This is a genomic window from Glycomyces tritici (assembly GCF_030403505.1).
Map to the genome: position 1 here is coordinate 35004 of NZ_JAUEMJ010000005.1, position 11988 is coordinate 46991.

Here is an 11988-nt window from a genome sequence, read left to right on the forward strand (position 1 = left end):
GGCCGGGGACGCGCCGGTCGTGCACGATCGCAGTGCCGGGTGCAATCGTGAGCGGTCGCGTCGCCGATCGGGGGGCCGAGCGTTCGGCCGGGTATCCGAACGGCGCGGATGACCTGCACTCGACCCTACGAGCGCTTGACATGCCTGTCGATGGTCATTTCACTTGTGGGCATGGACGAAACCACGGTCGCGGACGGGCTCGGCATGATCCAGGACGGGTTCACCGGGCAGCGGATGCTCGCGGTCCCGCGCGCGGCGGTGGCGAAGGCACTGCGCCACCCGGTGACCGCGAAGCTGACGGTCACCGACGCCGGCTACTTCCCCCACGCGGTCCGCCACGGTCGCGAGCGCCCCCGCGGCGCGCGCGAGCACCTCCTGCTGGTCTGCACCGACGGCGTGGGATGGTGCCGGACCGGCGACGCCCGCTTCACCGTCTCCCGGGGCGGCGCCATGGTGCTCCCGGCGGACCGGCCGCACGCCTACGGCGCCTCCGAGAACGCCCCGTGGACACTGTGGTGGTTCCATTTCACGGGCGCCGACGCCGCCGACCTGGTCCGCGCTGCGCACGCGGCGACCGGTGGCCCGGTGACGCACCTCAGGGACCCGGCACCGGTGGCGAGCCTGGTCTCGCAGGCCATCGACGCGCTCGACTCCGGACTCACCACCTCGTCCCTGGTCACGGCCGCGGGCGCCGCCTGGCACGCCCTCGCACAGGTGATCGCCACCGGCCGCCGCGCCCCCGGCGCCGGCATGAGCCCGCTCGAGCGGGCCGCCGAACACCTGCGGGCCACCTCGCCGCACCGCACCTCGGTCGCCGCGCTGGCCTCCATGGTCGGACTGAGCCCCTCGCAGCTCAATGCGATCTTCCGTGAGCGCCTGGGCGTGACGCCGCTCCAGTTCCAGGTGGAGCTGCGGATGAAGCGCGCCCGCGAGCTGCTCGACGGCACCGACCTGGCGGTCGCCGCCGTCGCGCGGGAGACCGGCTACGGCGATCCGATGTACTTCTCCCGCCAGTTCGCCCGCATCCACGGCATGGCCCCGTCGGCGTACCGGATTCGCTCCTCCGGGGCCCAGGCCTAGTCCGCTCCCGCCGCTGACTTCGCGTCGCTCTGTTCAGACCGGGCGGAAACGTTTACACTGTGGGTGCTCATATTTTTATATATGTAGATTTATGAACGCTTCTGCGGCGGGCACCGCCCGCCCTCGCGCGTCCCTCACCGCACGACCGGGAGTCACCCATGCCAACCCGTCTCCGCCGGCGCCTCTCGGGCCTGGCCGTAGCCGCGGCGCTCGCCCTGACCGCCGTCTTCTTCGCCGCACCGCCCGCACAGGCCGCCATCGACACGAACACCTGGTACACCATCGCGTCCCGCCACTCCGGGCTCGCCCTCGACATCGCCGACGCCTCGACGCAGCCCGGCGCGGCGTTGATCCAGAACACCGTCAGCGGCGGCGACAGCCAGCAGTTCCGCTTCGTCGACGCAGGCGGCGGTTACTACCGCATCCAGGTCCGCCACTCCGGCCACGTCCTCGACGTCTCCGGACGGAACGCCGCCAACGGCGCCGACATCGTGCAGTGGAACGACCTCAACGGCACGAACCAGCAATGGCGGCTCACCGAGAACGCCGAGGGCTACCACTCCATCGTCAACCGCTTCTCGGGCAAGGCACTCGACGTATGGGAACGCTCGACCGCCCCGGGATCGCGGATCTCCCAGTACACCGCGAACGGCGGGACCAACCAGCAGTGGCGCCTGACGCCCGCCGACACCCCCGGCGGCGACGAACCGTACGGCTACCTCTTCGCCTACATGCTCGGCGAAGGCAGCGCCAACGGCGAGCAGGTCTACTTCGCCCTCAGCCGGGGCGACAACCCGCTCGCCTACGACGCGCTCAACGGCGGCCGGCCCGTCGCGACCACCACAGTGGGCGAACGGGGCGCCCGCGACCCGTTCATCGTCCAGCACCCGGGCACCGGCCGGTACTACATGATCGCCACCGACCTGAAGATCTACGGCAACGGCGACTGGGACCGCGCGCAGCGCCACGGCAGCCGCTCCCTCGTCGTATGGGAGTCGAGCGACCTGGTCACCTGGACCGCCTCCCGCCTGGCGCAGGTCTCACCGCCCTCGGCCGGCAACACCTGGGCCCCCGAGGCGTACTGGGACCCGGCCCGCAACGCCTTCGTCGTCTACTGGGCCTCGAAGCTGTACACCAACGCCGACCACTCCGGCAGCTCCTACCACCGGATGATGTACGCGACCACCACCGACTTCCGCACCTTCAGCACTCCGCAGGTCTGGGTCGACAAGGGCTACTCCACCATCGACTCCACGGTGACCCAGTACAACGGCACCTACTACCGCTACACCAAGGACGAGCGCAGCGGCACCACCTGCGGCAAGTTCATCCTCTCCGAGACCTCGGCCACCCTCACGAGCACCAACTGGGCCTTCCAGCGCGACTGCATCGGCAGGGGCACCGTCAACCAGGGCGAGGGCCCGCTCGTGTTCAAGTCGAACACCGAGAACAAGTGGTACATGTTCATCGACGAGTACGGCGGACGCGGCTACCTCCCCTTCGAGACCACCAACCTCGCCGGGGGCCAGTGGACGCCCTCCTCGAACTACAGCCTGCCGGGGCGACCGCGCCACGGCATGGTCCTGCCCCTGACCGCCGCGCAGTACGCGGCCCTGCAGGACGCCTATTAGGACACTCGACGCGCACGAACGCGGGGCGGGCCCGGAATCGGACCCGCCCCGCCTTCGCGCCAGCGTCCCGGTTCTAGACGCGCTGGCGGGTGAAGCGCTGGTTGGCGGCGCCGTTGGGGGTGTACTGGGAGATGCGGGCGCCGTCGGCGGTGGAGCGTTCGTAGACGTCCATGGCGAGGCCTGATTGGCGGTTGATGATGCTGACGACGTTGTTGCCGTGGTCGGTCAGGCGCCATTGCTGGCTTGCGGCGCCGGTGTCGGCTTGCTGGGTGATGTCGGCGCCGTTCGAGTTGCTCGCGACCTGGAGGACGAGCCCGGAGTGGCGTGCCTTGATCGTGAAGTGGCCCTCGCCGACGTCGATGAATTCGAACTGCTGGTTGGACCGGCTGCTTGACGTCCACTGGAGGAGCCGGGCTCCGGCGGTGGCGGAGACGCCGTCGATGTCGGCGTACTTCCCGCTGTGCTGGGCCACCAGGCGGTAGTACGTCGTCGGCGGGGGAACACTCGGGCCGCCGCCCTCGCCGGCGATCAGGGTGACCAGCCCGCCGGTGGTGTCGAACTCCGACGACTCGACCGCGGCGGTGGCCGTGGTCAAGCCGGTCGCGCTGGCGCGCAAGGTGATGGTGCCGGGGGCGCGGCCGACGCGGACGAACACGCGGTTGACGCCCGCCTCGGTCTGGACGTGGGACTTGTGGACGCTCCCTCGGATGCGCGGGTTGAACCCGCCGAGGAAGGCGCCGGGCCCGGTCAGCTGGAAGTCCACGCGCGCCTGGTGCGTCGGCATGCGCCTGCCCTGCGCGTCGACGGCCTCCACGTCGAAGAAGGCGATGTCGCTCCCGTCGGCGGCGAGTCCGCCCGGCGCGGTGTAGGGGGTCAGGCGCAGTGCGGTGGCCGGACCGCTCGTGGTCTTGGCGGCGGTGACGATCTCGGCGCCGTTCGCGTCGTAGCCGATCGCGGTGATGGTGCCGGACTGCCAGGCGATGCCGGCGAAGGTGTACAGGAAGTCCTGCTGGCGGGTGCTGCTGTCGCCCACCTGGGTGCCGTTGACCAGCAGGCGGACCCGGCGCACCGGGGCGGAGGCCATGACGTACACGGTCTTGCGGGTGCCCGCGGGGTAGGTCCAGTGGCCGATGATGTGGAGGTCGGGGGCCGGGTTCTGCATGACCCGGAAGGTGAACATGGACTCCTTGGGGATGCGGACGGCGTCGACCCGGCCCGACAGGCGGCAGCACTCCCAGCCGTACTGGCGGCCGTGCTGGTTCGAGTCCGCCCAGATCAGCGCGGCGGCCCCGGAGTAGCGGCGGTCGCCCGGGCCCTGGATCCGCTGCCCCCAGAACTCCCAGCGGGTGGCGGCGGCGTGCGTGCCGGCGAACTGCTCGGAGGTCAGGCGGTAGGTCACGTCCGGGCCGGTCTGGTAGCCGAAGTCGGGCGGGGAGGCGTTGTCCCAGACGCGCCGCGGCGCCTCGTCGCGCGTGTACTCGCTCTCGATGATGACCTTGCGGTCGCGGGCGTAGACCGAGTAGTGGCGGTTGAGCATGGTGCCGACCCATTCGGCGGCGTCGACGCACTCCCTGCCGCCCCAGTACGGGTCGTCGGAGATCGCCCGGCACCCCATGCCGCGCCCGCCGTTCGGGTCCCAGGTCTTGCGGAGGTCGACCATCTGCCGCATGTGGGCGGCGGTGATGGCGTTGTTCCCGGCCTCCCAGAACAGGATGCTCGGGTTGTTGCGGAAGTAGACGAGCACGTCGCGCATGAGCTCGACCCGCTGGTCCCACTGGCGGCCGGTGACGTCCTTCTCCTTGTCGCCGGCGGGTTGGATGCTGACGATGCCGTACTTGTCGGTCGCGCGGATGTTGGCGGGGTTCGCGGCCACGTGCATCCAGCGGATCAGGTTGGCCTTGGAGTCGCGGATCATCTTCCCGTCGATCTCGGTCATCCACTCGGGCACCGCGCCGCCGATGGCGGCCCACTCGTTGGTCGAGCGGATCGCGTAGCCGGTGAGGAAGACGTACTCGTCGTTGATGTACACGCCGCCGTTGGCGGTGCCGCCCCGGTAGGCGGTCTTGCGGAAGCCGGTGGTGACCGCATAGGCGTCCACCACGGTGTCGCCTTCGCTGATGAGCACTTCCACGGTGTACAGGTGCGGGTCGCCGGGGGACCAGAACCGCAGGTCGCCGACGGTCTTCGAGAAGGAGAGGACGCGGGTCTCGCCGGCGGCGAGCGTCACCGTCGGACCGGCGATGGCGGCGCGGACGGTGCCGTCGAGTTCGGTCACCTTGGCCGACAGCGCGAGTGTGCGGGCCGTGCCGAGGGCGTTGCGGATCTGCGGCTCGACGTTGACGGTCGCCGTTCGGGCGCCGATGTCGAACGCGTTCGCGTAGACGTAGGTGCCCACCGTCCGCAGGCCGTGGTAGAGCGGCAGCGTGAAGTGGGTGGCGGGCACGACGTACATGCGCACGTTGCGGGTGAGACCGCCGTACTCGGGGTTGAAGTCGCGGCTGTCCCACTGGAACGGCAAGTTCGTGGCCTCTTCGGGCCGCCACTTGGTGTTGTCGGCCTTGACCGCGATCACGTTCTCGGCGCCGAACCGGATCTGGTCGGTGACGTCGAAGCCGAACGGCGCGACGCCGTTCTCGTACAGGCCGACGTCGGTGCCGTTGACGTAGACCGTGGCGGCCTGGCGCACGCCCTCGAACTCGAGGAGCACCTTCCGGCCCCGGTGCGCCTCGGGCATGGTGAAGTGCTTGCGGTACCAGGTCACCTGCATCGCCACCGCCGACTCGCCGGACGAGGTGATGTAGTCGTCGAAGGAGTCGACGTCGTTGTAGGTGTGCGGCACGCTGACGTCGTCCCAGCCGGAGTCGTCGAATCCGAACGACTGCGCGCCGGAGACGTCGTCCTTGATGAACCTCCAGTCGGGGTTGAGGCTGTAGACCGTGCGGCCGCTGGGAGTCGCCGCGTGCGCGGGCGACGCCTCCAGGAGGGGCGCGGTGCCGGCGGCGAGCGCGCCCGCGCCGGCGGCGGCGCCCCAGAGCAGTGATCTTCTTCGGACACGAGGGGTCTGCTCGAGGGGCACGGTTCCTCCTTGGGAGTTGAAACGTTTACATCACAAGCGCAATGTAACGTTACATCGAAGTCTATCGATGGAAGTCGCCGCAAGTCAACGTGCGGCGGGTGTCGCGATCGAACCGCTCGGCCGTCCACCTGGACGAAACACGCCGATGCCACAGCAGGCGTCGGCATGTGCGGTGGCCGCCTTGCGGACGGGAACGGGAGGCGGTCTACCCGGCCGCGGGCGGCTCGTCCCGGTCGCGCGGTCCGGGCTTGGCGCGGAGGTGGGCGCGTTCGCCCTGCCTGCCGATGAGGCTCAGGAATTCGACCGGCCCGGCGCCGGTCGCACCGAACCAGTGCGGGGTGCGGGTGTCGAACTCCGCGGCCTCGCCGGGCTTCAGCCTGAGGTCGTGCTCGCCGAGCACGAGGCGCAGCGTGCCGTTGAGGACGTACGCCCAATCGAAACCCTCGTGGGTCCGCAGCTGCGGCACCGCCGCGTCGTCCCCGGTCGGCAGGATGAACTTGTACGCCTGGATGCCCCCTGGCCTGCGGGTGAGCGGCAGGACCACCGCACCGTTCGCGCCCGCGACGGGCCGCAGGTTCACGCGCGGGTCGCCCGTCGGCGGGGCGTCCACGAGCTCGTCGAGCGTCACCCCGTGGACCCGTGCGAGCGGCAGCAGCTGCTCCAGCGTCGGCCTGCGCAGCCCCGATTCGAGCCGGGAGAGCGTGCTCGCGGAGATCCCCGTCTGCGCGGCGAGGTCGGCGAGGGTGACCTCCCGGCGGAGCCGCAGCCGCTTGAGGCGGGGTCCGACGGCGTCGAGCGTCCTGTCGAGATCTGGTTCCATCCTCCGATTTTGCCATTCGGCAACGCAGCTTGCACTATTGCGCGCCGATCCGTCAGGATCGACCGGCACGAGCGAGCGGAAGGGAACCGACATGGCGGTCGCACCGACACATGACTTCGACAAGGACTACTGGGAGCGGCACTGGGCGCAGCGCCACGGCGCGGGGGAGAGCGCACCGCATCCCCATCTCGCCCGCGAGACCGCCGGCCTCGAACCGGGCACGGCCCTCGACGCCGGATGCGGGACGGGAACCGAAGCGCTCTGGCTTGCCGCACACGGCTGGCAGGTGACCGGCGCCGACATCGCCGCCCACGCACTGCGCCTGGCCGCCGAGCGCGCGGCGACCCTGCCGAACCCCGGCGGCGTGCGGTGGGTCGAAGCGGACCTGACGACCTGGGAGCCGGGGCGCGGCTTCGACCTCGTCACCACCGCCTACGCGCACTCCGCGATGCCGCACCCCGACTTCTACCGGCGCCTCGCGACCTGGGTCGCCCCCGGCGGCACGCTGCTCATCGTCGCCCACCTCCACACCGCTCACGCGCACGGCGACCATCCCCCCACGGAAGCCGCAGTCACCCTCGCCGACATCACCGCGAGCGTCGCGCCCTTGCGCATCGAGACCGCCGAGGAGCACACCCGCACGGTCAACGGCCCCGGCGGCCGCGGCCATGTCCTGCGCGACGCCGTCGTCCGCGCCACCCGGCCGCTCTGACCGAGAGGGGAACTCCTGCCGCCTTCCCGCCGGTGTACCGCCTTGCAGGCACCCCCTCCTGCCAGCAAACTGCAGGCATGACCTCACTGAACCGCCGACAGTTCACCCGTTCGCTCCTCGCCGTCCCGGCCGCCGCCCTCGTCGGCACCGGCCTCGGCGCGCTCAGCCCCGCAGCGGCCTCGGCCGCTCCCGCCGACTGGAACGCGCAGTTCCTGGCGCTCCAGTTGAACGGCGAGCTGATGCACCAGACGCGGGCCGGAGACGGTTCCTGGCAGCCGCGCTGGACCGAGGTCGCCGACGGCACCGGCACGATCGCGTTCGTCGCCGCCGCCGGCATCGGCAAGGACCTCCACGTGGTCGTTTCGATGGATCGCGACGCCGGCAGGAATCCGAGGCACTGCTTCCGCAACGGCGCCGACGGCTCCTGGACGGCGTTCAGCGAGATTCCGATGGAAGGGGGCCCCATGGGCACCACCTCCCTCGCGATGACCGCCCTCAACCGCCAGTTGCACCTCATCGCCACGAACAACGGCACCGTGCACCACGCCGTCCGCAACGGGGACGGCAGCTGGCAGAGCAGTTGGACCCCCATCCGGGTCTTCGAAAGCGTCAGTGATTTCGCCATCACCAGAGTCGGCACGACGCTGCATGTCGCCGTCCTCTCGGAAGGCAAGCTCTTCCACTCCATTCGGGCTGCGGACGGCACCTGGAGCAGCTGGGGCGCCGTCAAGCGCGCGGCCGGAGACATCGGCGACATCGGCGCGGTGGCCTTGGCGGGGGTCGGAGCTGCGCTCCACCTCTTCGCGGTGGACGGCTCCGGCCTGCTGCAGCACGCCGTCCGCAGAGAGGACGGATCCTGGCGGCCGTTCAAGCGGGTGGCCGTCTTCACCGAGGCCAACGGGACCCTGTTCAACCTCACCGCCGCCAATGTCGGCGGCGTCGTGCAGTTCGCCGGTGTGCACCTGGGCGACAGGAGCATCAAACACGCCATCCGCAGTGCGGACGGATCGTGGTCGCCGGTCGGGACCGTCCGCCCCACCGGCCTGACCGAGTGGCCGCAGTACGGATTGGTGCTGGCCCCCACCGCCCTGTAGCGGCTGCGCGGTCCTGGCCCGCCCTCCGATCCGTGCAACCCAACAGAGTTATATCGAGAACAAGGCATAGCGCTGCCGGCGAGAGCCTCGACGACGCGACGGATCGGCGGCGGGCCTGCCGCGTTGGAACCGGCTCCTGTGGAGCTGCTCCGAGGCGTCCGGTCGTCCCCGGATCGTCGTGAGGCCACGCATCGCGGGGGAGTGTCGCCCCGGGCCCGTATCCTCGGGGCGTCACCCCTCCCCGGACGCTCGGAAGACCTTGATGACTGAACACGTTGCGCTGCAAGAAGACCAGATCGAACTCCCGGCGGCCTGGGCGGTGAAGCCCCTCCCGCGCCGCTCCGACCCCGGCGAACCGCCCGTCCTCGACCCCGAGGGCGCCAAGGACATCGAGCGGTTCATCCGCGAGAATGAGGCCGACATCCGCCACGTCCTCTCGCAGTCCGGCATCCCGGCCGCGGAGGCGCTGCGGCATCTCGACGGCGAGCCCGACCCCGTCGGCGCCGGCGTGGTCACGGCGATCGTGTCCGCGCGCGAAGGCAACGGGCAGCAGTCGATGCTGCGCCCCGAACTCGACGCCTGGGTGACCGAGCACGGCCTCCCGTTCGCCGTCACCGCGACGATCACGCGGCTCGGGCTGCGCGCCTGGCGGGGCTACAAGGCGACGATGCGCGACGCCACCCTGCGGCCGCTCGTCCTCCGCGAGCTCGGCTCGATCCGCTGGGAGGTCGATCGCGGCATCCGCGACCTGCGCGGCCTGCTCGCGCACGCGTCCGAAGCGGACTACGCGGCCGCCGCGGCCGCCGCCCTCCGCGGCGACCCGGGCGAGCGGTTCCTCACCACCATCCTCTTCCCCGACGAGACCGCCTGGACCGAGGAGGTCTGCGGCGAGTACAAGGGCCACGGGACCTACAACACCGACGGGCTGCTGTGGCTCACGATCGACCGCGCCGACCTCCTCGCCACCGCGGGACTGTCGCGCCTCGAGCCCTGGCTCATCAACCGCGAGACGGTGGGCCCGATCCTGCGCAACCTCGGCACCGACGCCCTCCCGTTCCTGACCGCGTCGCTGCACCAGCAGATCGCGAGCAGCGAGCGGCACCTCCTCATCGACGCGATCGCCCTCCTGCCCGGCGACGAGGCCGTGTCGTACCTCGTGGGACGCCTGGGCGAGGAGCACATGTACCAGGCCGCCGCCGAGGCCGCGAAGCGCTTCCCGCGCCGCGTCCTCCAAGCGGTCGCCGCCGCGACCGACCGCACCGCCACCGAACTGCGGCCCCGCCTCGCCGCCCTCGCCGCCGACATCCCCGCCGAGCACCGCGCGGTCCTCACCGACGCGGGCCGAGCCGCAGTCGAGGAGCTCCTCGCGCCCTCGCCGACCCCGGTCGCCGACCCTGCGCAGCTGCCGCAGATCCTCACCGCCCCGCCCTGGGCCGTCAAGGGCCCCAAGCGGAAAGCGAAGGCCATCGAGCTGAGCGCCGCCGCGGTCCCGACCATGGCCTGGGCCGAAGGCGAACTCGACCAGTGGATCAAGCCGGAATACAACTACTTCCGGAACTACACCGACGCCGACTGGGAGCAGATGCTCGACCGGGGAGGGGTGGGCCGCGGCGCCGTGCGCCACAACTACTCCCTCATGGTCACCTACGCGCCCACCTCGTTCGCCTTGCGCGCCCTGGAGCGGTGGGACGGCAGGTTCAACCCCTACTCGCACGGGGACCTCAAGGTCATCGCCGCCCGCTTCGGGCCCGTGGCCGCCGCCAAGATCGTGACCGCCCTGCGCGCCAACCCGAACTACCACGAGGCCCTCGTCCCGATCCGCAGCGTCGAGGCCGCCCGCCTCGCCGCCGACTGGTACGCCCGCCTCAAGGGCGCCCGCGCCGGCGCCAGCGCCTGGTTCGAGCGCCACGGCGGCGAAGGGGCGGCCCTGCTCGTCCCCGACGCTCTCGGCGCCGACAAGAAGCTCCGCAGCAACGCCGAAGGCGCCCTGTGGAACATCGCGCTCCGCCACGGCACCGACGCCGTCGCCCGCGCCGCCGAACCCTACGGTCCCGAAGCGGCCGAGGCGATCGCCGAACTCCTCGCGGGCGATCCGCTCGAACCGCGCGGCGTCAAGGTTCCCAAGCCCGACGCGTGGGCCTCGCCGGCGATGCTCCCCGAGGTCCTCACCGCCGCGAAGACCCACGCGATCCCCGCCGACTCGGTGCGCCACCTCATCACCGTCCTGGCACTGTCCTCACCGGAGTACCCGTACGCCGGTCTCGACGTGGTTGCCGAGGCGCTCGACCGGGACTCGCTCACCCGGTTCAGCCGGGGCCTGTTCCAGCTGTGGCTCTCGATGGGCTCGCCCTCGAAGGACGGCTGGGCGCTCACCCAGCTCTCGCATTTCGCCGACGACGACACGGTCCGCCTCCTGGCCCCGCTGATCCGCGAATGGCCCGGCCAGTCCCAGCACAAGCGGGCCGTCAACGGCCTGGGCGTGCTCGGCGCGATCGGCTCCGAGGCGGCGCTGCGCGCCATCCAGGGCATCGCCGAGAAGGTGAAGTTCAAGGCGCTCAAGGAAGAAGCGCGCGTCCAGATCGCGGCGATCGCCGAAGGCCTCGGGCTCACCCGCGACCAGCTCGCCGACCGGCTCCTGCCGGACTTCGGCCTCGGCGAGGAGGGCGCCCTCGTCCTCGACTACGGGCCGCGGCGGTTCACCGTGGTCTTCGACGAGCAGCTCAAACCGTTCGTCAAGGACGAGACGGGGAAGCCCCGCAAGAGCCTCCCCAAGCCCGGGGCGAAGGACGACGCCGAGATCGCCGACGCCGCCTACAAGCGGTTCGCCGCGCTCAAGAAGGAGCTGCGCACCGTGGCCGCCGACCAGGTCCAGCGCCTGGAGGCGGCGATGGTCAACGGCCGCACCTGGACCAAGGACGAGTTCGAGCGGTACTACGTGCGCCATCCGCTCACCTGGCACCTCGCGCGGCGACTCGTGTGGTCCGCCGAGGCCGGGGGAGCGGTGACGGGCTTCCGCGTCGCCGAGGACCGCACCTACACCGACGCGGACGACGACGCGTTCGACCTCCCCGACGACGCCGTGATCCGCCTCGACCACCCGGTCCGCCTGGGGGACAAGGCCGCCGACTGGGCCGAGCTGTTCGCCGACTACGAGATCCTCCAGCCGTTCGACCAGCTCTCGCGCCCCGTGCTCGCCTTCACCCCCGAAGAGTTGGAGACCGGCCTGCTCGAACGCTTCCAGGGCGCGAAGGTCGAGGTCGGCAAGCTCCTCGGGCTCACCGCGCGCGGCTGGCACCGCTCCGCTCCGGAGGACGGCGGCGTCGAGCCCGGGATCTACTTCCCGCTGCCCGGCGGCGGGTACGTCACCGTGTCCCTCGATCCGGGCATCTGGGTCGGCATGATCGCCGAGAACCCGATCCAGACCCTCGACGGCGTCCGCATCTCGGCCACCGAGGACTACTGGTGGAGTCGCTTCGGCCGCGCCGCGGACGGGAACCACCCGCGGGACATCGACCCGGTCACCGCCTCCGAGGTCCTGGCCGCCCTCACCCGAATCACCGCGAAGGACTGAGACC

The 11988-nt window shown here is 71.1% G+C and carries 6 protein-coding genes and 2 pseudogenes; 6 read left to right on the plus strand and 2 right to left on the minus strand.

The window, feature by feature from the left end; translation table 11 throughout:
* The first annotated feature begins 171 nt into the window (after positions 1–171).
* The 3 genes and pseudogenes from QWI33_RS17105 to QWI33_RS29620 all read left to right on the plus strand — a co-directional run.
* Positions 172–1080, plus strand: a complete 909-nt coding sequence (locus tag QWI33_RS17105; RefSeq protein WP_289958353.1) for an AraC family transcriptional regulator — start codon at positions 172–174, stop codon at positions 1078–1080.
* A gap of 158 nt (positions 1081–1238) precedes the next feature.
* Positions 1239–1709: pseudogene (locus tag QWI33_RS29615) on the plus strand (RICIN domain-containing protein); the annotation flags it as partial.
* Between the two features lie 84 nt (positions 1710–1793).
* Positions 1794–2711: pseudogene (locus QWI33_RS29620) on the plus strand (glycoside hydrolase family 43 protein); the annotation flags it as partial.
* A 73-nt stretch (positions 2712–2784) separates the two neighbouring features.
* Here QWI33_RS29620 and QWI33_RS17115 read toward each other — a convergent pair.
* Both QWI33_RS17115 and QWI33_RS17120 read right to left on the minus strand, forming a co-directional pair.
* On the minus strand, positions 2785–5787 hold the full coding sequence (locus QWI33_RS17115) for an RICIN domain-containing protein (RefSeq protein ID WP_289958355.1): 3003 nt from the start codon (positions 5785–5787) through the stop codon (positions 2785–2787).
* 205 nt (positions 5788–5992) lie between these two features.
* Positions 5993–6607 (minus strand): helix-turn-helix domain-containing protein, encoded by a 615-nt coding sequence (locus QWI33_RS17120; protein WP_289958356.1) that lies wholly within the window; start codon positions 6605–6607, stop codon positions 5993–5995.
* A 91-nt stretch (positions 6608–6698) separates the two neighbouring features.
* Between QWI33_RS17120 and QWI33_RS17125 the strand changes: the two genes are divergently transcribed.
* The 3 genes from QWI33_RS17125 (at position 6699) to QWI33_RS17135 (ending at position 11984) form a co-directional block, all read left to right on the plus strand.
* The gene (locus QWI33_RS17125; RefSeq protein ID WP_289958357.1) at positions 6699–7319 is read left to right on the plus strand and encodes a class I SAM-dependent methyltransferase; all 621 of its coding nucleotides are present in this window, start codon (positions 6699–6701) and stop codon (positions 7317–7319) included.
* A 77-nt stretch (positions 7320–7396) separates the two neighbouring features.
* Complete coding sequence (locus tag QWI33_RS17130; RefSeq protein WP_289958358.1) at positions 7397–8413, plus strand: hypothetical protein; 1017 nt, start codon at positions 7397–7399, stop codon at positions 8411–8413.
* 262 nt (positions 8414–8675) lie between these two features.
* Entirely contained in the window at positions 8676–11984 is a 3309-nt protein-coding gene (locus tag QWI33_RS17135) for a DUF4132 domain-containing protein (protein ID WP_289958359.1), read from the plus strand.
* Positions 11985–11988 lie beyond the last annotated feature (4 nt).